Source organism: Micromonospora reichwaldensis (genome assembly GCF_031845925.1).
GTDB lineage: Bacteria > Actinomycetota > Actinomycetes > Mycobacteriales > Micromonosporaceae > Micromonospora > Micromonospora reichwaldensis.
This window is the reverse complement of record NZ_JAVRFL010000032.1, coordinates 18118-40550: the sequence shown is the minus strand read 5'-3', so window position 1 is coordinate 40550 and position 22433 is coordinate 18118. Positions and strand designations below refer to the sequence as shown.

Sequence of the window (22433 nt, the reverse complement as noted above, 5' to 3'; positions counted from 1 at the left end):
GTAACCTGGCTCTTCGCGCAGCGATGACGCATGCTCGTCGCGCGCGGAATGCAGACCAACCCGAGCTATCAAGACGAGGCTGTCGCGTGGCGAACATCAAGTCCCAGATCAAGCGCAACCGGCAGAACGAGAAGCGCCGGCTGCGTAACAAGTCGGTCAAGTCGTCGCTGAAGACCGCCGTCCGGAAGTTCAACGAGGCCGCTGAGGCCGGTGACGTCGAGAAGGCCACCATCCTCATGCGGGACGCCTCGCGCAAGCTGGACAAGGCGGTCAGCAAGGGCGTGATCCACTCGAACCAGGCCGCGAACCGCAAGTCCGCGATCGCCCGGCGCGTGGTGTCGCTCTCCGCCTGACGAGGCGACCTCAGACCTGACCGGAAGCCCCGGGCACGACCCGGGGCTTCCGGCTGTCTGCGTTTCACGCGCTGCACTGCGGACGCGCCGCCGTCCGCCGAGGCCGGACGTCGGTCGCCATGCCGAGGTCGTTCGCCGTGCCCTGGCGTCGTCCGCTGCGGCTCTTCGTGGCTCGCCGTCGGTCGCACAGCAGATCTTGGCGGGAACGGGCCCTCAACGGGGCCGTCTCCTGCCAAGGTCTCAAGCGGGGCGTCCCCGGGTGGGCCACGGCCTACCGGGGACCGATCGGTCGTCGGATCGCCGTCGGGTCGCCCGTGACCGGCCTTCGGTCGGCGGCGGATCGTCAGCCCAGCGGATCGGGGTGGGCGCGCTGCGGGCCGAACTCGGCGTCCGCGCGGCCACCGTCGCGCTCCCCCGTGCCGTGCTGCGCGTCCAGGTACATCTGCCGGTCGCGTACGGCCCGCGCGGCGTGCGGCACCGGCGACGCCGTGACGACGACGCCCGGCACGGTCTGCGCGACCCAGTCGACCCTGGCCCGCCCGACCACCGGCTCCATCTGCTGGCGGAAGCGGTCCCGTTCCTGCTCGGGCACGAGGGCGGCGGTGTGGACCACCATCGCGGCCACCATGTCGTTGAGCTTCACCATCGCGGCCACCGTGGCGGGCAGGACGAGCACCGACCACCAGGTCACCAGCTCGGCCAGGGCGAGCAGCGCGGCGAGCGCGACGGCGCCCTCGAAGAAGAGGAAGCAGAGCACCCCGCCCGGGTTGACGAAGCGCAGCCGGAGCAGGCGCGCGTAGAGCGGACGGTACCGCTCCTCGTCGGCGGGGATCGTGGCCCACGAGCCGCGGGGTGCTCCGCTCACCGGGTGCCGCCCTGCCGGGCGGCGGCGACCGAGAACACGGCCCGCTCCAGCGCGTACGCGCGGTCGTCCGAGCCGCCCTTGACGGCCGCGTTGCACTCGGCCGCGGCCCGCATCGCCTCGACCAGCCCTTCGGGCGTCCAGCCACGGGCCCGCTGCTGGGCGGACCTGATCTTCCACGCCGGCATGCCGAGGGTGCTCGCCAACTGGAAGGGGTCGCCCCTGCCGGCGGCGGCCACCCGGGCCACGGTGCGGACGCCGTCGGCGATCGCGTCGGCGATCGGCACCGGGTCGACCCCCACGTGCAGCGCCCAGCGCAGCGCCTCCAGCGCCGCCGGCACGTCGCCCACCATGGCGGCGTCGGCGACGGTGAAGCCGGTCACCTCGACCCGGCCCCGGTAGTAGCGGGAGACCGTGTCGGCACCGATGCGGCCGTCGGTGTCGGCCATCAGCTGGGAGCAGGCGGCGGCCAGCTCGCGCAGGTCGTTGCCGACCGCCGCGATGAGCGTCTCGGCCGCGTCGTCGGTGCACTTCCCGCCGGCCCGGCGGATCTCGTCCCGGACGAAGGCCACCCGGTCGCGGTGCCCCTTGAGCTTGGCCGCCGGCACCACCGTCGCGCCGGCCGCCTTCAGCCCGTCGGCGAACGCCTTGCCCTTGGCCCCGCCGAGGTGCAGCACGATCAGCTGTACGTCCGGGTCGGGATTCTTCGCGTACGCCAGCAGGGCCGCCACCAGGTCCTTGCGGGCGTCCTGGCCGGCGCGCAGCACCAGCACCCGTCGCCCGCCGAAGAGGGACGGGCTGAGCATCTCGGCGATCTCGCCGACGACGAGGGCACCGGCCTGGTATTCGCGGACGTCCACGTCGGGGTCGACGCTGCGGGCCTTCGCGACGGCTTCGGTGACCGCGCGCGTGGCGAGCAGTTCCTCGTCGCCGAGGACGAGCAGAATAGGAGCGAGGCTGGCGGCGGTCACGCCGCCCATATTCGCACGGCCGACGGCCGGATCCAGTCTGCTCGTCGGCACTCCGGTTGCAGAGCCCGCACTCAGCGCAAATCCAGACATTTACCTCAGTGCCCCGCTAAAGCCAATAATCGCCGTCTATTACTACCGTTGTCGGCCCGGCGGCGTGCCGCGTGTCGCCACTCCCAGGCCGGCCCGGCCGAGCACCGCCGCCACGTCCCCCTCCGTGTCGGTACGCAGCACCCGCGCCCCGCCCCGGGCCAGCCGCCCGAGCACCGCCGGATTGGGATGCCCGTAGGTGTTGCCCGTCCCCACCGGCACCAGGGCCACCACGGGACGCACCGCGTCCAGGAAGGCCGGGTCCTGGTAGGCCGACCCGTGGTGCGCGACCTTCAGCACCTCGGCCCGCAGGCCGCCCGGCGAGGTGGCGTCCAGCAACGCCCGCTGCTCCTCGGTCTCGGCGTCCCCGGCGAGCAGGATCCGTACGCCGGAGACGGTGGCGAGCAGCATCAGCGAGTTGTTGTTCGGGTCCGACCGGGTGCCACGCATCGGGCGGGGCGGGCCGATGACGGTGAACTCGACGCCACCCTCCCGGTACCGCCACCCGGCCGCGCCCGCCACCACGTCGACGGAGTGCGCCGCGGCCTCGGCGAGGACCAGTTCCCGCCCGGCGGCGGGCTCGGACCACTGCGGGGTGAGCACGGCGCCCACCGGTCGACCCCGGAACACGCCCGCCACGCCGCCGGTGTGGTCGACGTGGAAGTGGCTGACCACCAGCAGCGCGACCTCCCGTACGCCCAGCCGACGCAGGCAGCCGTCCGCCGCCCCCGGGTCCGGCCCGGCGTCGACCACCACCGCCCGGCCGGCCGCCACCGGCAGCACGACGGTGTCGCCCTGGCCGACCGCGCAGGCGGCGACCACCCAGCCCGCCGGGGGCCAGCCGGGGGCGGCCAGCCGTACGGGCAGCGTGCCGGCCACGACGGCGACGACGACCACCACCACCAGCCGGCGTACGACCGGGCGCCGGGTGGCCACCAGCAGCGCGACGGTCAGCCCGGCCAGCAGCAGGGCCCCCGGCACCCCGCCCGGCCACGGCAGCGTGCCCGCCGGCAGCCGCGCTCCGTGCCGCGCCACCAGGACCAGCCACCAGGCCGGCCAGCTGGCCAGCCACGCGACGAACTCCGCCCCCGCCGGCCAGACGGGCGACACCGCCGCCGCCAGCACCCCGAGCACCGTGGCGGGCGCGATGGCCGGCACCGCGAGCAGGTTCGCCGGCACGGCGACCAGGCTCACCGTGCCCGAGATCCCCGCCACCACCGGGGCGCAGGCGAGCTGCGCGGCCGCCGGGACGGCCAGCGCCTCGGCGAGCCCGGCCGGCACCCCGCGCCGACGCAGCCCGTCGCGCCACCTCGGGGCGAGCAGCAGCAGACCGCCGGTGGCCAGTACGGAGAGCGCGAAGCCGGCGTCGCCGGCCAGCTCCGGGTCGACCAGCACCAGCACGGCCACCCCGGCGGAGAGGGCGGGCAGCGCCGCCCGGGGACGCCCGGCCGCCAACGCCGCCAGCCCGATGGCGCCCATGGTGGCGGCGCGTACCACGCTGGGCGAGGGACGGACCAGGATGACGAAGCCCACCAGGGCCAGCCCGCAGAGCCCGGCGGCCAGCCACGGCCCGGCCCGCGCCCACCGGGCCAGCAGCAGCACCGCCCCGACGACGATGGCCACGTTGGAGCCGGAGACCGCGTTCAGGTGGGTTATGCCGGTGGCGAGGAAGTCCTCCTCGACGGTGGGCGGCAGCCGGCTCGTGTCGCCGACCACCAGGCCGGGCAGCAGCCCGCCCTGCTCGTCGGGGAGCGGCAGGCAGGCGCGTTGCAGGCCGGCCCGCAACGATCCGGCGGCCCGCTGCGGCGACGGGGCGCCCCCGTGCGGCACCGGCGGTCCGGCCGCGCTCAGCACCGCCGCGGTCAGGTCGCCGCCGCGAGGGGCGGCGAGCCGTCCTTCGGCGGTCAGCCGCTGCCCGGGCAGCAGCCCCCGCCAGCCGGGATCGGTGGCGAGGACCAGCACGCGGGCCGGCGTCGCGACCCGTCGTCCGTCCGGGCCGGTGAACCAGGTCAGCTCGGCCGGCACGAGCAGGGTGGCCGGGCGCCCGGCGACGCCGCGTACGGGGCGGGGGTCGTCGCGGACGACCAGTTCGGCGGTGACGACCGCCCGCTCCTCGACCAGGGCGCGGACGGGCCCGGCGTCGCGGACGGACAGCCGCGCGGCGGTGGCCGTCGCGCCGCAGACCACGCCGAGCAGCACGGCGACGGCGATCCAGCCGTACCGCCGGACGGGGTCGGCCGGCCGCCCGAGGACGCCGGCCAGGTGCAGGCCGCCCAGCCCGGCCGCCCCGGCGGCCACCGCCGCCAGGAGCAGGGTCCGGCCGACGGTCAGGTGCAGCCCGGCCAGCGCGGCGAGCCAGGTGGCCACGGCCAGACCGGCCAGCCGCAGGTCGATGGCCGCCGCGACCCGCTCGCCCCCGGCATCGGCGCCGGACGTCCCGGGGCGGGCCAGGCCGGAGCCGAACGAGCCGGGGCCAGGGCCGGGCGGGCCGAGCGCGCCGCCCGCCGTCACACCGTCACCAGGTCCTTGAGCTGCTCGTAGCGGGCGTCGCCGATGCCGTCGACCTGGCGCAGGTCGCCGACCGAGCGGAAGCCGCCCTGCTGGTCGCGGTGGGTGAGGATGCGCTGGGCGAGCACCGGCCCGACGCCCGGCAGCGCGTCGAGCTGCGCGAGCGTCGCGGTGTTCAGGTTGAGCCGGCCGCCCGCGCCGGGCGCCCCCGGCGCGCCGCCGGGAGCCGCCCCGGGCGGGGGTGCCGCGCCCGGCGGTGCCGTGACGCCGACCAGGATCAGTTCCCCGTCGGTGACCTTGCGGGCGGGGTTGAGCAGGGCCACGTCCACCCCCGGCAGCGCCCCGCCGGCCGCCTCCACGACGTCGGCGACCCGCGCGCCGGCCGGCACCCGGACCAGCCCGGGACGGCGTACCTTGCCGGCGACCGCGACCACCAGTTCGCCGGCCGACGTGGCGGCCGGTTCCGCGAGGCCGGTCACCGTCGCATCGGCTGCCTCGGCGGTGGCGACCGGGCGGACCGGCTCGGTCTGCGGCCGGGACCGCCAGGCCCAGAAGCCGGCCCCGAGCACCACCAGCACGGCGACGGCGGCCAGCGCCCGCACTCCCCGCCGGCCGGGGTCGAACGCCCCGGGCCCCGGCAACCGGGACGCCACACCGGCCTCGGGGGCGCGGTCCGGCGGGTCGGGCTCCGGCGGCCCCGCCGCGCCGGCCGGCGACGCCGGGGTGCGGGACGGCAGCGCCGGGGTGCGGGGCGGCAGCGCCACGACCGGCTCCGGCACCCCGACCGAGCCCGGATTGTCGACGGACAGCCCGGCGAGCCTCCGATGATCGACGGACAGCCCGGCCGACCCCTGACGGTCGTCGAACGGCCCGGCGGGTTCGCCGGTCCGTTCGAGGGGATCGGCGGACCCGCCGGGGTGCGCCGGTGCGGCGCCCGACGGCCAGCCCGCCACCAGCTGGCGCAGTCGTTCCCGGACCACCGTCTCCTCGTCTTCTGACACGACGCGAAGCTAGGTCCGCGAGCCCGGGCCGCGCGGCCGGCCTGGGTACGGCTGTGGATGACGGCACCGCCTGTGGACAACCGCCTGATCATGCGGGTGATGTGCTAGGGCGGCGAAGAACGGCAGCTCAGCGGTTGCTGGCGTCCAGGGCAGCCTGTTCCACCCGCTGGCGGTGGTCCCGCCACCACGGCTCGTCAGCGGGTGGCAGGTTGTCGTTCCCGGGAAGCAGCCCGGCCGCGCCGTCGACCAGCTCGCGCACGATGTCCGCGTGGCCGGCGTGCCGTTGTGTCTCCGCGACGACGTGGACCAGGACGCGGTGCAGTGTGACCGTGGCATCGCCCCACCACGGCACCCGGCCGACGTCGTCGAGCGCGAGGGCTTCGATGGTGGTGTCGGCGTGGGAGCTGGCGCGACGGTACGACGCCACGATCTCTTCGCGACTCTCGTCCGCGGTCGCCCACATGTCGGCATTGGTCTCGGCGGCGTCGCCGACGTACGGCAACTCCTGCGCGAACGGCCGGCCGAACACGACGCCGAAGTAGAGGATCTCCATGGCCGTCGCGTGCTTCACGAGACCGAGCAGGTTGGTCGCGGTCGGGGTCAGCGGGCGCCGGGCGTCGTACTCGCCCAGGCCGTCGAGCTTCCACAGCAGCGCGTCACGGCCGCCCTTCAGGTAACTGTGCAGGTCGTCCTTCATCGGGTCACGATGGCATCCGGACGGGTGCCGACGCTGCCCCGCGTGATCGACAGCGATCACGGTCGAGAGGACGCCCTAGCCGCTGACCGGCGGCCGGCGGTGCACGACCACGCAGGCCAGGCCGGGCCCGGCGTGCGCGGCGACGACGGCGCCGGCCTCCGAGACGTACGAGTCGTGCAGGCGGTCGCCCAGCCGGGCCGTCAGCGCCTCCAGCAGCGCCTCCGCCCGCTGCGGCGCGGCGAGGTGGTGCACGGCCAGATCCACGTCGGCGTCGCCGGCGGCCTCGACGGCCAGGTCGGCCAGCCGCGCCACGCCCCGGCTGGCCGTACGCACCTTGTCTTTGAGGACGATCGCGCCGTCCGGCATGTGCATGATCGGCTTGACCGACAGGGCGGTGCCGAGCAGCGCCTCGGCGGCGCCGATCCGGCCGCCCCGGCGGAGGAACTCCAGCGTGTCGACGTAGAACCAGATGCTGGTGCGGGCGATGGCGTCGACGGCGGCGTCGCGTACCGCCGACAGGTCCTCGCCGCGCTCGGCGGCCGTGGCGGCGGCGACGGCGGGGAAGCCGAGGCCCATGCCGGTCGAGCGGCTGTCGACCACGGCGACCCGGTCGCCGAACCCGGCGGCGGCCAGCCGGGCGGCCTCCACCGTGCCGGAGAGCTCGGCCGACAGGTGCACCGAGACGATCCCGTCGGCACCCGCGTCGAACAGCTCCCGGTACGTCTGGGCGAACTGCTCCGGCGCGGGGCGGGAGGTGCTCACCGAGACGCGCCGGCCGCCGAGCGCCCGGGTGGCGTCGGCGGGGGTGGTCTCCACCCCCTCCAGCCCTTCGGCGCCGTTGAGCACGACGGCCAGCGGCACCACCGTCAGCCGGTGCACGCGCAGCAGCTCGGGCGGGAGGTAGGCGGTGGAGTCGGTGACGACCGCGACGGGCATGCCCGGCACGCTAGCCGATGTCGTCGGGGAACGCCCGGGTCAGACGGCCTCGGTGGCCGGGACGGTGATCAGGCCGACGTTGTGGGCGCGCAGGTGCCAGCCCCGGGTGGCGTCGTGGCGCAGCTCGGTCCAGTGGCAGTTCTGCAGCGAGCCCATGGTGCGCAGGACGGCGTGCTCCCAGCCGAGCAGGTGGCCGCAGCCCTGCCGGGCCGCGCCGCCGTGGGTGGCCACCACCACGGTGCCGCCGGGCACGGCGTCGGCGGCGTCGGACAGGGCCGCGCCCATCCGCTTGCCGAGGTCGTCCAGGGTCTCGATGCCGGCGCCCGGGTCCGGGTCGCCGGCCCGCCAGCGGGCGAACTCGGCGGGGTGGCGCTCGGCGGCCTCGGTGAGGGCGAGCCCCTGCCAGGAACCGAAGTGCCGCTCCCGCAGCCGTGGGTCGGTGCGCACCGGCAGTCCGGTCAGCGCGGCCAGCGCGCCGGCGGTGTCCGCCGCGCGGCTCAGGTCGCTGGCCACGATGGCGTCGGGCCGCAGCCCGGCCAGCAGGGGCGCCGCGGTGCGGGCCTGCTCGCGGCCGAGGTCGTTGAGCGGTACGTCAGTCTGCCCCTGGACCCGGCTGGCGGCGTTCCAGTCGGTGTTGCCGTGCCGCCAGATGATCAGGCGGGTCATTCCGCGGTGGTGGAGCCGGTGCCGGACTCGGCGTCGACGAGGTCGCGGTCGACGAACGGGATCGTCGGGCAGTCCTTCCAGAGCCGGTCGAGGGCGTAGAACTCACGCTCCTCGGTGTGCTGGACGTGCACCACGATGTCGACGTAGTCGAGCAGCACCCACCGGCCGCCCCGCTCGCCCTCGCGCCGGATCGGCTTGGCCTTCTCCGGCAGCTCCAGCAGCCGCTCCTCGATGGCATCGACGATGGCGAGCACCTGACGCTCGTTGGGAGCCGCGGCGAGCAGGAACGCGTCGGTGATGGCGAGCTGGTCGCCCACGTCGATGATGACGATGTCCTGCGCCTTCTTGTCGGCCGCGGCCTGGGCGGCGGCGATGGCCAACTCGTGGGCGCGTTCGGAAATTGTCACCGTTCTCCTTCGATCAACCGTGCGATCCTCCAAGCGTCTCACACCCGGTGGAATCCCGACTCGTCAGTTCTGGCGCGTTACCCGCCCGAACCGCCCCATAACGGGCCGAATTACGGCTGATAGAGGCGTCGCTTGGCGATGTACTGCACCACACCGTCCGGCACCAGATACCAGACCGGCTCTCCCCGGGCGACCCTGGCCCGGCAGTCCGTGGACGAGATGGCCATGGCCGGGACCTGCACCAGGCTCACCGTGTCGGCCGGCAGGTGCGCGGCGGTCAGCTCGAAGCCGGGCCGGGTCACCCCGATGAAGTGAGCCAGCTCGAAGATCTCGTCCAGGTCCTTCCAGGAGAGGATCCGCTCCAGCGCGTCCGCCCCGGTGATGAAGAACAGCTGTACCTTCGGGCCGTACTCGGCGTGCAGGTCACGCAGGGTGTCGACGGTGTAGGTGGGCCCGCCCCGGTCGATGTCCACCCGGCTGACCTGGAAGCGCGGGTTGGAGGCGGTGGCGATGACCGTCATCAGGTAGCGGTCCTCCGCCGGGCTGACCGGCTCGTCCGCCTTCTGCCACGGCTGGCCGGTGGGGACGAAGACCACCTCGTCCAGCCCGAACCGGTCCGCCACCTCGCTGGCCGCGACGAGGTGCCCGTGGTGGATCGGGTCGAAGGTGCCGCCCATGATCCCGACCCGCCGGATGTCTTCCTCCACCCCGCGATCCTAGGCCGGGCGGAACCGGCGGCCCCGGGGGGCCGCCGGACCGTCCCCGTCCGGCGACTCAGCCTCGACGCCCCATGGTGACCACCCCGTCGGCCGTCAGGCCGCCGCCGCGGCGACCGCCGTCCGGGCGACCAGGGCGCGGCGCAGGTCGTCGTCGGCGTCGGTCACCACGCGGCGCAGGCCGGGGGTGACGTCGTCGCGGGCCAGCAGCGCCGCGGCCGCCTCCCGGGTGGGCTGCGCCACGGCGTGCCGGGGGAAGGCCAGTCTCGCGACATGGTCGGCCACCCAGGGTGTACGCGCCCGCGCGGCGGCGGGCATGTCCGCGAAGTACCGCTCGACGTAGCCGGCGGTCAGCTCGGCCTGCTCCGGCTGCCAGAACCCCTCCGCGGTCGCCTCGACGAGTCGGTTCGACAGCTCGGTGTTCGACACGACGATCTCCCACGCGGCCCGCTTGGCGGCCGGATCGGGCAGCGCCGCGCGGCAGCGGGCGGCCCGCTCGGCACCGGCGGCGCTCGGGTCGGCCGCGGCCTCGGCGGCGACCTCCGCCGCGCCGGTCGCGCCGAGCACCACCAGCCGCAGCAGCAGCGCCCAGCGCAACTCGGCGTCGACCGCGAGCCCCGGCGGGACGTCCCGGCCGGCGAGCCAGCCGGCCAGCCGGTCCGCGTCGGTGCTGGCGGCGATCCAGCCCCGGGCCGCCGCGAGCTGGAGCGAGCCGCCCGCCGGGGCGCCGTCGAGCAGTTTCCGGCAGGCGGCGGCGACCTGCGTCAGGGCGGCCTCGCGGGCGGGCGGGTCGAGGTAACGGTCGACCAGCGAGCGGCTGAGCGTGAGCACGTCCTCGGCGATGATCACCTCGGTCTCGGCGGGGAGGGCGGCGGCGATCAGGGCCACCAGGCCGGCGACCGGACGCTCCCCGTCGGTGGCGGCGTCCAGCGACTCGCCCCAGAGCAGCGCCCGGGCCAGCGGGTCGGCCAGGCCGGGCAGCACCAGCGGCACGGCGTCCGCCGACGCGGGGTCGAGCCGGATCTTGGCGAACGTCAGGTCGCCGTCGTTGGGCAGCAGCAGCCGGGCCGCCGGCTCGCCGACCAGCCCGGTCAGCACCGTACGGCCGCCGTCGGCGTCCGGGTCCAGGTCGACCTCCGTCCGGAGGACCGTCCCGTCGGCGGCGTACCGGCCGACGCCGATGCGGTGCGGGCGCAGCACCGGGTACGAGTCGGGGGCGCTCTGCCGGATCGCCACCTGGCTGTAGCGGCCGTCCGCGTCGACGCTGACCTCGGCGCGCAGCGTGTCGACCTGCGCCGAGCGCAGCCAGCGTTCCGCCCAGCCGGACAGGTCCCGCCCGGCGGCTGCGGCGAGGCTGCCGAGCAGGTCGGTCAGGGTGGCGTTGCCGAACCGGTGCTTCGCGAAGTGGGCGTTGAGGCCGGCGAGGAAGGCGTCGTCGCCGAGCCAGGCGACCAGTTGCCGCAGCACGCTGGCGCCCTTGGCGTACGAGATGCCGTCGAAGTTGAGCAGGCCCTCGGCGGCGTCGGCGACCTCCTCGGGCGCCACGGGGTGGGTGGAGGGGCGCTGGTCGGCCGCGTAGCCCCAGGCCTTGCGCCGCAGGGCGAAGGTCGTCCAGGCCTGGTCGAACCGGGTCGCCTCGGCGGTCACCCGGGTGCCGAGGTACTCCGCGAAGGACTCGTTCAGCCACAGGTCGTCCCACCAGCGCATGGTGACCAGGTCGCCGAACCACATGTGCGCCATCTCGTGGGCGATGGTGGTGGCCCGCTGCTCCCGCTCGGTGTCGGTGACCGCGGAGCGGAAGACGTAGTCGTCGCGGAAGGTGACGAGGCCCGGGTTCTCCATCGCGCCGGCGTTGAACTCCGGCACGAACGCCTGGTCGTACTTGCCGAACGGGTAGCGCTCGGCGAAGAGCTGGTGGAACCGGTCGAGGCACTGCCCGGTGACGGTGAGGATCTCCTCGGCGTCGGCATCCAGGTGCGCCGCCAGGGAGCGCCGGCAGTAGACGCCGAGCGGGATGCCGTCGTGCTCGCCGCGCCGGACGTGCCAGGGGCCGGCGATCAGCGAGACGAAGTACGTGGCCAGCGGCGCCGTCGGGGCGAACTCCCAGCGCCCGGGGCGCGGCGTGGCGGCGAGCTGGCCGTTGGCCGCGACGGTCCACTCCGGCGGGGCGGTGACCGACATGGTGACCGGGGCCTTCAGGTCGGGCTGGTCGAAGGCGGCGAAGATACGCGGCGCGTTGTCCAGGAAGGACAGCGCGTAGAGGTAGGTCTCGCCGTCGGCGGGGTCGACGAAGCGGTGCATCCCCTCCCCGGTGTTCGAGTACGCCATCTCGGCGGCGACGGTGAGCGTGTTGGCCTCGGCCAGCCCGGTCAGCGGCAGCCGGTTGTCGTCCAGCGCGGCCGGGTCGACGTCGCGGTCGTTGAGTCGTACGGCCAGCAGTTTCGCGGGTTGGACCTCGACGAAGGTCTCCGCGCCGGGGGTCGCCCGGAAGCGGATGGTGACGTCGGAGCGGAACCGCTCGCCGTCGCCGGTCAGGTCGAGGTCCACCTGATAGGACTCGACGGTGATCGCCGCGCCACGCGCGGTCGCCTCTACACGGGTCAGGCTCGGCATCCGCTTATCCTGCCCGATGGGGAACCGTGCGTGTTTCCCTCATGACCCCCTGGCACTGGAGGACTGAACGATGGCTTCGCACCCCAAGGGTGACTTCGACCTCTCCCGGGCGGTCTGGCAGCGGGCCGAGGGCGACACCTCCGAGAGCGCCGTCGAGGTCGCCTTCGTCGACGACCTGATCGGCATGCGCAACTCCGCCGAGCCGGACGGCCCGGTCCTGGTCTTCACCCAGGCCGAGTGGGACGCCTTCGTCGCCGGCGCCCAGGACGGCGAGTTCGACCTGGACTGAGGGCGGGCTGACCGCTGACTGCCCGAGCGTGCGGGCCGGGCTGACCGCGTCCGGCCCGCACGCTCGGCCGTCAGGTGGCGGTGCAGGTCAGCGGCGGAACGGGGTTGGTGCCGCTCCACGAGCCGAGGAAGCCGACGACCGTGTCGGCACCCGGGCCGAGGCTGCCGTTGTAGCTCACGTTGCGCGCGGCGACAGCGGATCCGCTGGTGGTGACCGTCGCGTTCCAGGCCTGGTTGACGGCCTGGCCGGAGGCGAGGGCCCACGTCACGGTCCAGCCGCTGATCGCCGCGTTCCCGGCGGTGATCCGGATCTCCCCCTGGAAGCCGCCCGGCCACTGGCCCACGATCCGGTAGGCGGCGGTGCAGGACCTGCTGCCGCTGGTCGGGGTGGGGGTGGGCGGGTCCGTCGGGGTCGGCTGAGGCGTCGGGGTGGGCTGAGCCGTCGGGCTGGCCGTGGGCGTCGCCGTCGCGGTGGGGCTCGGCCCACCGCCGAAGATCGTGGCCTCCCTGGCGGTGGCCCTGATGCCGTTGGCGCCGTTGAAGATCCGCTCACCCCAGGTGGTGAGCCGCGCGGGGTCGAAGCTGGTGGCCATGTCCAGGATCGGGTCGGTGTTGCCGCTCCAGGACCAGCCGAGGTAGCCCAGGCCACGGGCCTGCGACTCGGCCAGGATCGTCTCGTGGTCGACCTCGTTGGCGTTGAACCGCCAGCCGAACTCGCCGATGACCAGCGGCCAGCCGTTGTCCTCGAACCGGTCCAGGTAGTCGGTGATGGCCGTGGCCGTGTTGAACACCGCGTACATGTGGATGGAGAGCACGGTGTTGCGCCGGCTGTCGGCGTCCAGGATCGCCTGCGCGTTGTCCCGCATGACGTACTGCCAGTCCTGGCCCCAGTTCGGGCCGTCGACCATGAGCAGGTGCTCGAAGCCGTTGGCCCGCATCTTCGTGATCGCGGCGGTGGTCGCGGCGGTCCACTGGCCGGCGTTGACGTTGCCGATCGGCTCGTTGCCGATGTTGATGACGACGTGGTTCTCCTGGCCGACGAGCGCGCTCTTCTGGCTGATCCAGTAGTCGACCGCCTCGTCGAGCGACGCGGCGGCGCCCTCCTCGCCGTAGCCGGTGGTGTCGTGGACCTCCAGTACGCAGATCAGCCGGTTCTGCTTGCACAGTGAGATCACGTCGGCGACGTCGGTGGACGGACCCCAGCGCTTGCCGCTGCCCAGCACCACCCGGACGGTGTTGGCGCCGAGCGCCTTGACGTCGGCGAACGAGTCGGTCTCGCCCGTGTACCAGACGTGGGGGTGGTTGACGCCTCGCATGACGAACGGCTGGCCGTTCGCCTCGACGATGTGGCGGCCGTCGACGTGCAGTCCCACGGCCGCGTCCGCCGGCTTGACGAACACCAGGACGGACGCGGCGACGGCGAGCAGCGCAGCGCCGACGGAGAGGAGTCTTCTCTTCATGGCCTACCTCAGGGTGAGGCCCCGACAGATCGGGGCACAGGCACGCCTGCCCAGGCGCACGCGGATGGCGGTGCGCGGCGCGCTCGTGACGAGTGCGACGTACGGGTGCGAGGCCGGCTCGGCTCTGCAACGGTGCCAAGCTACTCGTGGTCACGCAGGCTTCGCAATAGGACATCGTCGATGGGTCGGCTGTTCCCCCGGCCGGCGGCGGTACGGGATCGGGCGCCCCGCGTACCGTTGCAATTCATCCGCCGCATGGGTGACCTCGAATGGTGGCTAGTCGCCGTCGCCCCAGCCGAGCCCGCCCGGCCCCGGAGCGTGATGGAAGCCGGGATGGCCGGCAACGTCGGCGCAGCGCTCGCCGTCCGGGCCGGACGCGCCGCAGAACAACCGCTCGGCCTGCTGCCACGCCTCGGCCGGCGACAGCGCCGACGCGCCCAGGGCCACCTCGGGCCGCAGCAGACTCAGCGCCTCCGCGTACCCGACGGCCAACTCCCGGGCCGACGCCAGATCGGCGGCGGTGAAGCCGAGGTGCACCGTGAAGAACCGGCCCGGCCGGGCCGAGCGGCGGGGCGGCGCGATCAACGACGCGCCGGCGACCTCCCCGGCCGCGCCGAGCGCCTCCCGCGCCTGCCGTTGCCGCCAGTACGCCGGCCTGTTGTCACGCATGTGTCCTCCCCGTGGCGATCGTGGGCGGCCTCGTCCTGCGGTGGGCCGCCCGCGTTCCGTCCGGGCCACCGCCGGGTCGTGCCGGCGGCGGACCGGCGCGGACCGCTCCCCCGAGGAAACCAGCTAGCAGCGTCCCTGGGAGGGGCCAGCAGACGCGTCGTCCGCTGGCCCCTCCCCGGCGCCACCCGCCCCGCGCCGCGGCCGACCCGGCGGCGGGGTTCAGGCACGCCGGCCCGGGTAGACGCAGAGGCACGGACAGGACCCGGCCGGCAACGGCCGCCACCTTCGGTCAGGAGGCCCGATGGCGACCATCCCGACGGAGCGCAGCCCGGACAGCTCGGTGGCGTTCCTACGCGACGGCTACCGCTTCGTGGGCCGGCGCTGCAACCGCCACGGCACGGACATCTTCCAGGCCCGGCTGCTGCTGGAGCCCACCATCTGCCTGCGCGGCCGGGCGGCGGCGGAGCTCTTCTACGACACCGAGCGCTTCGTCCGGGCGGGCGCCATGCCGAAGCGGGCGCAGCGCACCCTCACCGGCCGCGGCGGTGTGCAGGGCCTCGACGGGGCGGACCACGCCGACCGCAAGGCCATGTTCATGTCGATCATGACGCCGGCCGCGGTCCGGCAGCTCGCGCAGCTCTTCGACGACGAGTGGCGGGCCCGCGTCCCGTCCTGGGAGTCGGGCAGGCCGGTGGTGCTCTACGACGAGGTCGGCCGGATGCTGACCCGCGCGGTCTGCGCGTGGGCCGGCGTGCCGCTCGCGGACTCCGAGGTGGACCGGCGTACCGCCGAGCTGCACGCCATGATCGAAGGGCCGGCGGCGCTCGGCCCCCAGCACTGGCGTGGGCTGTGGGGCCGCCGCCGGGGCGAACGCTGGATCGGCCAGGTAGTCGACCGGCAGCGCGCCGGCACGCTCCCCGCCCCCGACGGCAGCGCGCTGCGGGTGATCGCCGAGCACCGCGACGCCCACGGGCGGCTGCTCCCCCGCCGGATCGCGGCCGTCGAGCTGCTCAACGTGCTGCGGCCCACGGTCGCCGTCGACCGCTTCGTCGTCTTCGCCGCGCTGGCCCTGCACGATCACCCGGCCTGGCGGGAACGGGTCCGGGAGAGCGACGAGGCCGCCGAGAGCTTCGTGCAGGAGGTACGCCGCTACTATCCCTTCTTCCCCGTGGCCGCCGCCCGGGTCCGGCGCTCGTTCGACTGGCAGGGCTACCACTTCCCGCGCGGCCGGCGGGTGCTGCTCGACCTGTACGGCACCAACCACCACCCGGCGCTCTGGCCGGAACCGGAGCGGTTCCGGCCGGAGCGCTTCACCGGTTGGCGGGGCGACCCGTTCGCCCTCGTGCCGCAGGGCGGCGGCGAGCACCTGACCGGTCACCGCTGCGCCGGGGAGTGGATCACGATCGAGCTGTTGAAGCGGGCGGTGACGAACCTGACCACGACGATGCGGTACGACGTGCCACCGCAGGACCTGGCGTTGAGCCTGCACCGGATGCCGGCGCTGCCACCGAGCGGGTTCCTGGTCACCAACGTCCGCCGCACGGCCTGAAACGACACCGCCCCGGGGACCTCGACGGCCCCGGGGCGGTGCGGTCGCGACGCGCTCAGGCCGGGTGCAGGACGCTGCGCAGGCAGCCGTCCTCCTTCTTCTCGAACATCTCGTAGCCCCGCGCGCCCTGCTCCAGCGGCATCGGGTGGGTGGCCAGGTAACCGGGATCGATCTCGCCGGCCGCGATCCGGTCCAGCAGCATCGGGATGTAGCGCTGGGCGTGCATCTGCCCCATCCGCAGCACCAGCGCCTTGTTCATCGCCGCGCCGAGCGGGAACTTGTCCACCAGGCCGGCGTAGACGCCGACGATGCTCACCGTGCCGCCCTTGCGGCAGGCCATGATCGCCTGCCGGACCGACGTGGGGCGGTCGGTCTGCAGCCGGGCCGCCTGCTTCGCCCGGTCGTACGCGTACACCGGCCCGACGTCGTGCGACTCCATGCCGACGGCCTCGATGCACGCGTCCGGCCCCCGGCCGGCGGTCATCTCCCGCAGCGCCTCCAGCACGTCGGTCTCGGCGTAGTTGACCGTCTCCACGCCGAGCCGGTCGGCGGCGGTGGCGAGCCGCTCCGGCAGCCGGTCGATCACGATCACCCGCTCGGCGCCGAGGAGCTGGGCGGACCGGGCCGCCATCTGGCCGACCCCGCCGGCGCCCCAGACCGCGACCACCTCACCGCCCTTCAGCGCGCAGAAGTCGGCGGCCATCCAACCGGTGGGCATCGCGTCGGAGGCGAACACCACCGAGTCGTCGGGCACCCCGTCGGGCACCTGGAACGCCCCGATGTCGCCGAAGGGCACCCGGACGTACTCGGCGTGGCTGCCGGAGTAGCCACCGGCGGCGTGCGAGTAGCCGAGGATGCCGGCCGGCGAGTGACCCCAGAGCTTCTCGGTGAAGACCGGCTGCGGGTTGGAGTTGTCGCAGAGCGAGTACTGCTCGGTGCGGCAGTACCAGCAGCCGCCGCAGGCCACCACCGAGCCGACCACGACGCGGTCGCCGACGCGCAGCCGCCGTACGCCGGGGCCGGTCTCCACGACCTCGCCCATGAACTCGTGGCCGAGGACGTCGCCCTCCCGCATCGCCGGCAGGAAGCCGTTGATCAGGTGCAGGTCGGAGCCGCACACGCTGCTGGCGCCGACCTTGACGATGATGTCGCCCTCGGCGCGGATCCGCGGCTCCGGCACGTCGCGTACGGCCAGCTTGCCGACGCCTTCCCAGCAGAGCGCCCTCATGCCCGCCCTCCCGTCCGCAGCCTCTCCCGCACCTTGTCGGTCGCCTTCTCCTGGGCCGGGCCGCGCCCGGACGGGTCCCGCCGGGTGTCGATGACCTGGCCGCACTCCACCAGCGCCTTCACCCGGCGCAGCGCGTCCCGCAGGGCCTGGTCCGGGTCGTCGCCGCCGAGGAGTCCGAACGCCCGGCGCAGCGGCCCGGAGCGCCACCGCAGCTCGGCGCGGACCTCCGTGCCCCGGTCCCGGGGCGCCGGCATCAGGTGGACCGTGCCCTCCTGCTCCGGCCCGTCGGTGACCCGCCAGCGCAGCCGCCCGGGTCCCTCGACGGTGATCTCCGCCCGCCACTCGGTGCCCCCGCCGGCCGGATCCCGCGCCACGCAGCGCCACCGGTCGTCGTCGAGCCGTTCCAGGGTCGCCCACCCGGCCAGGGCCCGGTCCATCCGCTCCCGGTCGGTCCAGAAGCCGATGACCGCCGCCGCCGGCCGGTCGATCGTCACCCCGCGCCGCACCACGTACCAGCCGTCGCGGCGCTCGGGCTGGTGCCGGCGTCGTCGACGGGCCACCGCCCTGCCGACGCCGACCACGGTCACGGTGGTGGCGCCGAGCAGCGCCCACCTCGTTCCGTTGCTGGTCATCTCGTCTCCTCCGCCCGGGTGCCCGGGGATCGACCACCCGCACCAGTTGCGCTACCCGGGACCGCCCGACCGAAACGACGCGCCGGTTTGCCCGGTCGATAACCGGGCACCTGCTGCGGGCACCCACCATCGCCGGGAGGCACCGTGTCCTTCGACGCCAGCGAGTACGGCCGGCACGCCGCGGACGTCTACGACGAGACGTACGCGCACCTGACACCGGACGCGGCGGTGGAGCGCCTCGCCGATCTGGCCGACGGCGGCCCGGTGTGCGAGTTCGGCATCGGCACCGGCCGGCTCGCCCTGCCGCTGGTCGCCCGGGGACTGACCGTCGCCGGTGTCGAGGGCTCCCCGGAGATGGCCGCCGGGCTGCGCGCCAAGCCCGGCGGGGACGCGGTCGAGGTGGCCGTCGGCGACTTCGCCGAGACCCGGGTGCCCGGCGAGTTCGCCCTGGTGGTGCTCGCGTTCAACACGATCTTCGCGCTGCCGGACCAGGCCGCCCAGGTGGCCTGCTTCCGCAACGCCGCCGCCCACCTGCGGCCCGGCGGCCGGTTCGTCGTCGAGGCGTGGGTGCCCGACCCGGGCGCCTTCCGCGCCGGCGGCGCGCTGCGTCCAGTGCGGGTGGCGGAGGACGTGGTGCTGCTGGAGGCGGCCCTGCTGCACCCCGCAGAGCAGCGGATGACCACCACGAAGGTCCGGATCGGCAACGGCGGGGTGCACCTGCTGCCCGCCAACCACCGTTACGCCTGGCCGGCGGAGCTGGACCTGATGGCCGAGCTGGCCGGGCTGCGCCGCGAGCACCGGTGGGAGGACTGGAGCGGCCGGCCGTTCACCGACCACAGCCGCGAGCACGTCTCCGTCTACCGCCGCCCGGAGCGGGCGTGAGCGCCCCGGCCCGCCCGGCCGGGGCCGCTCCCGGCGGCGACGGCCGCGGCACCGGCGCGCCGACGACCGGGCCCGCCGACGACCGCCGGCTTCCCATGGCGTACGTGCTGCCGCTGCGCTGGACCGACGACGCCGATCTGACCGAACTGACCGCCTACCTGCGGCGGCTGAGCGCCCTGGTCGACGTGACCGTGGTCGACGGGTCGCCGCCGGAGGTGTTCGCCCGGCACGCGGAGGCCTGGCGCGCCCTCGTCCGGCACCTGCGGCCGGATCCCGCCCTGCGCGGCGTCAACGGCAAGGTGACCGGGGTGCTCACCGGCGTCGGCGCGGCCCGGCACGAGCACGTGGTGATCGCCGACGACGACGTCCGGTACGACGAGGCGGGGCTGCTCGCCGTGCACCGGCTGCTCGACCGGGTGGACCTGGTCCGGCCGCAGAACTACTTCGACCCGCTGCCCTGGCACGCGTGGTGGGACACGGGGCGCAGCCTGCTCAACCGGGCGCTCGGCGCCGACTACCCCGGCACCCTGGCGGTACGCCGGAGCACCTTCCTCGCCATGGGCGGATACGACCCGGACGTGCTCTTCGAGAACCTGGAGCTGATCCGCACCGTGCGCGCGTACGGGGGGACCGAGGCGGCACCCGCCTGGCTGCACGTACGCCGGCTGCCGCCGGACACCGCCCACTTCCTGGGCCAACGGGTCCGCCAGGCGTACGACGACCTGGCCCAGCCGGCCCGCCTGGTCACCTCGCTCGCGGTCCTGCCGGCGCTGGCGGCGGCGGTCGCGACCCGGCGGCCGAGGCTGCTGCTCGGGGCGGCCGTGACCACGGTGGCGCTCGCCGAGGCGGGCCGGCGCCGGGGCGGGGGCACCGCGGTCTTCCCGCCGGCCACCGCCCTGGCCGCCCCGCTCTGGGTGCTGGAGCGCGGCGTGTGCGGCTGGCTCGCCGTCGGCCGGCGCCTGCTCCTCGGCGGGGTCTGCTACGCGGGCGGCCGGGTGCGTCGCGCCGCCCACTTCGAACGCACCCTCCGCCGCGACCTGCGCTGACTCTCCGCACCGTCACCCACGCCCACGGCGGGGCGTGCCCGGGACGCACACGACAGCTCGCGGCCACTCCCCGAAGCGTGCTCCGGGAGTGGCCGCGAGCTGCGGCGTACGGTGATCGGGCTGGTCAGTACCGCACCTGTTCGCGGGACTGCTGCGCGTGGTCCTTCACGTCGTGCGCGGCCGAACGGGTGTCGTCCTTGACGGCGTGCACCGCGTCCTGGGCGGTGGAGCGCACCGACTGGGTGGCGTGCTGCGCCGGCTCGCGCAGCTCCTCCTTCAGCTCGCTGGCGACCTCGCCCAGCTTCTCCTTCACCACCCCGGCGTGCTCGCCGGCCTTCTCCTTGACCTGCGACGCCACCTGCTGCTCGCGGCGGGTCGCCGGGATCAGCGAGGAGGCGAGCCAGCCGACGCCGAAGGCGATCAGGCCGGCAGCCAGCGGGTTGCCCTCGGACTTCTGCCGGATCACGTGCGGCGCCCGCTGCGCGGCGTCGCTGACCGTCGAGGCCGCCGAGTGCGCCTTGTCGCTGACCGTCGAGGCGGCCGAGTGGGCCTTGTCGCTCACGGTCGATGCTGCCGAGGAGGCGTGGTCGCCCACCGCGTGGGCGCCGTGCTTGGTGCTGTGACCCAGGTCGGAAGCGCTTCCCATCACCTTGTCCCTCACATTCTGCAGTGCGTTGCGGGCCCGCTGCTTGCGGTCGTCGACGATGCGGGCGGGGCTGACCTTGTACGCCAGCGCGTCCACGTCGGAACTCAGGTTGTTCCGGGTGGCTTCGATCTCCCGGCGGATCTGGTCCGGGTCGGTGCTCATCGGGTGACCTCCTGCGGATGGGGCTTGAGCGCGCCGGGGATCCGCTGCACGCTGTCGTTGGTCTGCTTGAGGCCGCGGATGTGCTCGGCGCTCTTCTTGGCCTTGGTGTAGAGGACCGCGGCGATCGCGCCCCAGATGACGGCCACGATCAGGGCCGCCCAGCCGGCGTCCATCACGTTGGACAGCCCGGCCCAGAGGGCCAGCGACAGGAAGAGGGCCACCATGTAGCCGCCGAAGCCGGCGCCGCCGAAGAGGCCGGCGGCCTTGCCCGCCTTCTTGCCCTCCTGGCGGATCTCGGCCTTGGCCAGCTCGACCTCCTGCCGCATCAGGGTCGACAGGTCGCTGGTGACCTGGCGCATCAGCTCACCGATCGAGCTGCCCCTGACCTCGTCCGCGTCGTGGGGGTGGTGACCGGAGTCCAGCCCCGCCCCCTGCGTCGGCATGCTCATGCCGCCGCCTCCCTTCGGATCATTCGTGGGCTCACGGACGGGTGGTCCCGGTGGACGGCACGCCCGGCAGCGGGTCGGTCTGGCTCACCGGCGGCAGCGGCTGGCCGACACCACCGGCGGGGTCGGCGTAGCTGGTGGTGGTCTGCGGGTCGGCGTACGCGCCCGGGGTCGGGTCGAGGTAGCCGCCCGGCGGTACGGCGTCCGGCACCGCGCGCGGGGCCGGCGGGGTCGGGATGACCGCGGTCCGCTCCGGGTCGTAGCCGGCGCCCGAGCCGTACGCGGGGTAGCCGTTGCCACCCTGGCCGTCGCCGGCGGCCGAGATGTTCTTGGTCAGCCGGCCGGCGAGCACACCCAGCACGGCGGCGCCGACCAGGAAGGTGCCCGGGTTGCGACGCGCGTAGTCGCGCACCTCGGAGATGAGGTCGCCGGGTTCGCGCTGCTCCAGCCAGCCGGCCACGCCGTGCACCCGGTCGGCGGCCTGGCGGGCGATCTCGCTCACCGGGCCGGCCTGGCCGCCCTGCTCCGCCATCGAGCGCATCTCGTCGGCCAGCGAACGGAGCCCACCGGCGGCGCGCCGCTGCTGGTCGCCGGCCTGGCTGGCGAGCTGGCTGCGGGCCTCGCCGTAGAGGTTGCGCGCCTGGAGCTTCGCCTCGCCGACGACCTCCCTGCCCTGCTCCTTGGCCGTCCCGGCGACGGCGCCGCCGGCGTGCCTGGCCTCCGAGCCGACCTGACGGGCCTGCTCGCGGACGCCGCTGCCGTTGCTCGAATCCTGCCCGTACGTGGAAGTCGTGGGTGACAGATCGTAGGTCATGATTTCCCTTCCGCTCGGAAAGTCTTCGCGGGTGTGTGCTGGGGGGATGCGCTCGGCCGGTTCCTGCCGTCGCATCTCTTGACCTACCCTGCGTCGCCGGTTCCATACCTCCTTCGTGACTTTCCCTGCGGGCCGCCGTCGGGCCGCTACAAAATGGAGGATCGCCGGATCGCGTGTCGGCTCCGCCACGCACAGTGGCGGACGCTCCCCCGCTGCCGGCGCCGCGGGCAGGGCGTTCCGCGGATCCACGGAGGTGAATCGATGGCACGACACGCACGCGGCGGCCCGGCGGGCCCGAAGCCGAAGGTGCAGCTCGCCGCCGTGGCCGCGGCCGGGGTCTTCGCCCTGATCGGAGTGCTCGGGTTCATCCCCGGCATCACCATCAACTACGCCGACATGACGTTCGCCGGCCACCACTCCGAGGCCCGGCTGCTCGGCCTGTTCCAGGTGTCGATCCTGCACAACGCGCTGCACCTGGGCTTCGGACTGGCCGGCCTGCTGCTGGCCCGCAGCGTCGCCGGGGCCCGGGTCTTCCTCGCCGGCGGCGGCGCCCTCTACCTCGGCCTGTGGCTGTACGGCTTCGCGATCGACCGGGAGAGCGCGGCGAACTTCATCCCGGTCAACGACGCCGACAACTGGCTGCACCTGGTCCTCGGCTTCGGCATGCTCGCCTTCGGGCTGCTGCTCTCCAACCAGGTGGGCACGGGCACCCGGGCCGACGACCCCTTCGACCGTCCCTGACCCGCGCCGCGTGGCGGCGTTTGCCCGCCGCGCCCTTCGGGCACGGAGGTCGG

23 protein-coding genes are annotated in these 22433 nt (G+C 74.6%); 6 read left to right on the top strand and 17 right to left on the bottom strand.

Going from position 1 to position 22433, the window contains the following annotated elements; genetic code table 11:
* The first annotated feature begins 86 nt into the window (after positions 1 to 86).
* Complete coding sequence (gene rpsT / locus RM555_RS23590) at positions 87 to 353, top strand: 30S ribosomal protein S20 (protein WP_132240425.1); 267 nt, start codon at positions 87 to 89, stop codon at positions 351 to 353.
* Between the two features lie 343 nt (positions 354 to 696).
* Here the strand turns inward: rpsT and RM555_RS23585 are convergent, their stop codons facing one another.
* The 10 genes from RM555_RS23585 to pepN form a co-directional block, all read right to left on the bottom strand.
* Positions 697 to 1218, bottom strand: a complete 522-nt coding sequence (locus tag RM555_RS23585) for a hypothetical protein (protein ID WP_311413781.1) — start codon at positions 1216 to 1218, stop codon at positions 697 to 699.
* Positions 1215 to 2195 (bottom strand): DNA polymerase III subunit delta, encoded by a 981-nt coding sequence (holA, locus tag RM555_RS23580; protein WP_311413780.1) that lies wholly within the window; start codon positions 2193 to 2195, stop codon positions 1215 to 1217. The genes RM555_RS23585 and holA overlap by 4 nt, the downstream gene beginning before the upstream one ends.
* A 123-nt stretch (positions 2196 to 2318) precedes the next feature.
* Complete coding sequence (locus tag RM555_RS23575) at positions 2319 to 4784, bottom strand: ComEC/Rec2 family competence protein (protein ID WP_396888832.1); 2466 nt, start codon at positions 4782 to 4784, stop codon at positions 2319 to 2321.
* Positions 4781 to 5782: a helix-hairpin-helix domain-containing protein gene (locus RM555_RS23570; RefSeq protein ID WP_396888831.1), complete on the bottom strand. Its 1002-nt coding sequence runs from the start codon at positions 5780 to 5782 to the stop codon at positions 4781 to 4783. Before RM555_RS23570 ends, RM555_RS23575 begins: the two co-directional genes overlap by 4 nt.
* 127 nt (positions 5783 to 5909) lie before the next feature.
* A complete protein-coding gene (locus RM555_RS23565; RefSeq protein WP_311413779.1) occupies positions 5910 to 6479 on the bottom strand; it encodes a DinB family protein in 570 nt (189 codons plus the stop codon).
* A 75-nt stretch (positions 6480 to 6554) separates the two neighbouring features.
* On the bottom strand, positions 6555 to 7415 hold the full coding sequence (locus RM555_RS23560; protein WP_311413778.1) for a DegV family protein: 861 nt from the start codon (positions 7413 to 7415) through the stop codon (positions 6555 to 6557).
* Between the two features lie 39 nt (positions 7416 to 7454).
* A complete protein-coding gene (locus RM555_RS23555) occupies positions 7455 to 8081 on the bottom strand; it encodes a histidine phosphatase family protein (protein WP_311413777.1) in 627 nt (208 codons plus the stop codon).
* Positions 8078 to 8488 (bottom strand): ribosome silencing factor, encoded by a 411-nt coding sequence (gene rsfS / locus RM555_RS23550; RefSeq protein ID WP_132240430.1) that lies wholly within the window; start codon positions 8486 to 8488, stop codon positions 8078 to 8080. The genes RM555_RS23555 and rsfS overlap by 4 nt, the downstream gene beginning before the upstream one ends.
* Before the next feature lie 110 nt (positions 8489 to 8598).
* The gene (gene nadD, locus RM555_RS23545; RefSeq protein WP_132240431.1) at positions 8599 to 9195 is read right to left on the bottom strand and encodes a nicotinate-nucleotide adenylyltransferase; all 597 of its coding nucleotides are present in this window, start codon (positions 9193 to 9195) and stop codon (positions 8599 to 8601) included.
* A gap of 105 nt (positions 9196 to 9300) precedes the next feature.
* Complete coding sequence (gene pepN, locus RM555_RS23540; protein ID WP_311413776.1) at positions 9301 to 11817, bottom strand: aminopeptidase N; 2517 nt, start codon at positions 11815 to 11817, stop codon at positions 9301 to 9303.
* Between the two features lie 70 nt (positions 11818 to 11887).
* Between pepN and RM555_RS23535 the strand changes: the two genes are divergently transcribed.
* Positions 11888 to 12106 carry a DUF397 domain-containing protein gene (locus tag RM555_RS23535; RefSeq protein WP_088992395.1) on the top strand — a complete coding sequence of 73 codons (219 nt, stop codon included), beginning with the start codon at positions 11888 to 11890 and terminating at the stop codon, positions 12104 to 12106.
* Between the two features lie 70 nt (positions 12107 to 12176).
* Here the strand turns inward: RM555_RS23535 and RM555_RS23530 are convergent, their stop codons facing one another.
* Positions 12177 to 13565 (bottom strand): cellulase family glycosylhydrolase, encoded by a 1389-nt coding sequence (locus RM555_RS23530; protein WP_311413775.1) that lies wholly within the window; start codon positions 13563 to 13565, stop codon positions 12177 to 12179.
* Between the two features lie 276 nt (positions 13566 to 13841).
* Positions 13842 to 14234, bottom strand: coding sequence for a hypothetical protein (locus RM555_RS23525; protein WP_311413774.1), 393 nt, complete (start codon positions 14232 to 14234; stop codon positions 13842 to 13844).
* Between the two features lie 301 nt (positions 14235 to 14535).
* Between RM555_RS23525 and RM555_RS23520 the strand changes: the two genes are divergently transcribed.
* The gene (locus RM555_RS23520; protein WP_311413773.1) at positions 14536 to 15783 is read left to right on the top strand and encodes a cytochrome P450; all 1248 of its coding nucleotides are present in this window, start codon (positions 14536 to 14538) and stop codon (positions 15781 to 15783) included.
* Between the two features lie 55 nt (positions 15784 to 15838).
* Here RM555_RS23520 and RM555_RS23515 read toward each other — a convergent pair whose 3' ends face one another.
* Positions 15839 to 17011, bottom strand: coding sequence for a zinc-dependent alcohol dehydrogenase (locus RM555_RS23515; RefSeq protein WP_311413772.1), 1173 nt, complete (start codon positions 17009 to 17011; stop codon positions 15839 to 15841).
* Positions 17008 to 17643, bottom strand: coding sequence for an SRPBCC family protein (locus RM555_RS23510; RefSeq protein WP_311413771.1), 636 nt, complete (start codon positions 17641 to 17643; stop codon positions 17008 to 17010). Before RM555_RS23510 ends, RM555_RS23515 begins: the two co-directional genes overlap by 4 nt.
* Before the next feature lie 144 nt (positions 17644 to 17787).
* Between RM555_RS23510 and RM555_RS23505 the strand changes: the two genes are divergently transcribed.
* Together RM555_RS23505 and RM555_RS23500 are read left to right on the top strand one after the other, a co-directional pair.
* Positions 17788 to 18525, top strand: a complete 738-nt coding sequence (locus tag RM555_RS23505; protein ID WP_311413770.1) for a class I SAM-dependent DNA methyltransferase — start codon at positions 17788 to 17790, stop codon at positions 18523 to 18525.
* Positions 18522 to 19571 carry a glycosyltransferase gene (locus RM555_RS23500; RefSeq protein ID WP_311413769.1) on the top strand — a complete coding sequence of 350 codons (1050 nt, stop codon included), beginning with the start codon at positions 18522 to 18524 and terminating at the stop codon, positions 19569 to 19571. The genes RM555_RS23505 and RM555_RS23500 overlap by 4 nt, the downstream gene beginning before the upstream one ends.
* A gap of 124 nt (positions 19572 to 19695) precedes the next feature.
* On the opposite strand, the gene RM555_RS23495 is transcribed toward RM555_RS23500, so the two are convergent.
* From RM555_RS23495 to RM555_RS23485, 3 genes are read right to left on the bottom strand one after another with little or no spacing between them, the layout of a single operon-like run.
* Positions 19696 to 20379 (bottom strand): DUF3618 domain-containing protein, encoded by a 684-nt coding sequence (locus RM555_RS23495; protein WP_311413768.1) that lies wholly within the window; start codon positions 20377 to 20379, stop codon positions 19696 to 19698.
* Positions 20376 to 20828, bottom strand: a complete 453-nt coding sequence (locus RM555_RS23490) for a phage holin family protein (protein WP_311413767.1) — start codon at positions 20826 to 20828, stop codon at positions 20376 to 20378. The genes RM555_RS23495 and RM555_RS23490 overlap by 4 nt, the downstream gene beginning before the upstream one ends.
* Positions 20829 to 20859: 31 nt before the next feature.
* Positions 20860 to 21639, bottom strand: coding sequence for a hypothetical protein (locus RM555_RS23485; protein ID WP_311413766.1), 780 nt, complete (start codon positions 21637 to 21639; stop codon positions 20860 to 20862).
* 261 nt (positions 21640 to 21900) lie between these two features.
* Here RM555_RS23485 and RM555_RS23480 point away from each other — a divergent pair, with 261 nt between their 5' ends.
* The gene (locus tag RM555_RS23480; protein ID WP_311413765.1) at positions 21901 to 22380 is read left to right on the top strand and encodes a DUF4383 domain-containing protein; all 480 of its coding nucleotides are present in this window, start codon (positions 21901 to 21903) and stop codon (positions 22378 to 22380) included.
* Positions 22381 to 22433: the final 53 nt, after the last annotated feature.

What these genes read in the sequence shown, in the direction of transcription:
- RM555_RS23495 (WP_311413768.1), bottom strand. Translation starts at nt 20,379, where the DNA reads ATGAGCACCGACCCGGACCAGATCCGCCGGGAGATCGAAGCCACCCGG.
- RM555_RS23555 (WP_311413777.1), bottom strand. Translation starts at nt 8,081, where the DNA reads ATGACCCGCCTGATCATCTGGCGGCACGGCAACACCGACTGGAACGCC.
- RM555_RS23530 (WP_311413775.1), bottom strand. Translation starts at nt 13,565, where the DNA reads ATGAAGAGAAGACTCCTCTCCGTCGGCGCTGCGCTGCTCGCCGTCGCC.
- RM555_RS23510 (WP_311413771.1), bottom strand. Translation starts at nt 17,643, where the DNA reads ATGACCAGCAACGGAACGAGGTGGGCGCTGCTCGGCGCCACCACCGTG.
- RM555_RS23560 (WP_311413778.1), bottom strand. Translation starts at nt 7,415, where the DNA reads ATGCCCGTCGCGGTCGTCACCGACTCCACCGCCTACCTCCCGCCCGAG.
- RM555_RS23525 (WP_311413774.1), bottom strand. Translation starts at nt 14,234, where the DNA reads ATGCGTGACAACAGGCCGGCGTACTGGCGGCAACGGCAGGCGCGGGAG.
- RM555_RS23515 (WP_311413772.1), bottom strand. Translation starts at nt 17,011, where the DNA reads ATGAGGGCGCTCTGCTGGGAAGGCGTCGGCAAGCTGGCCGTACGCGAC.
- RM555_RS23535 (WP_088992395.1), top strand. Translation starts at nt 11,888, where the DNA reads ATGGCTTCGCACCCCAAGGGTGACTTCGACCTCTCCCGGGCGGTCTGG.
- RM555_RS23565 (WP_311413779.1), bottom strand. Translation starts at nt 6,479, where the DNA reads ATGAAGGACGACCTGCACAGTTACCTGAAGGGCGGCCGTGACGCGCTG.
- RM555_RS23485 (WP_311413766.1), bottom strand. Translation starts at nt 21,639, where the DNA reads ATGACCTACGATCTGTCACCCACGACTTCCACGTACGGGCAGGATTCG.
- pepN (WP_311413776.1), bottom strand. Translation starts at nt 11,817, where the DNA reads ATGCCGAGCCTGACCCGTGTAGAGGCGACCGCGCGTGGCGCGGCGATC.
- RM555_RS23520 (WP_311413773.1), top strand. Translation starts at nt 14,536, where the DNA reads ATGGCGACCATCCCGACGGAGCGCAGCCCGGACAGCTCGGTGGCGTTC.
- RM555_RS23480 (WP_311413765.1), top strand. Translation starts at nt 21,901, where the DNA reads ATGGCACGACACGCACGCGGCGGCCCGGCGGGCCCGAAGCCGAAGGTG.
- holA (WP_311413780.1), bottom strand. Translation starts at nt 2,195, where the DNA reads ATGGGCGGCGTGACCGCCGCCAGCCTCGCTCCTATTCTGCTCGTCCTC.
- RM555_RS23490 (WP_311413767.1), bottom strand. Translation starts at nt 20,828, where the DNA reads ATGAGCATGCCGACGCAGGGGGCGGGGCTGGACTCCGGTCACCACCCC.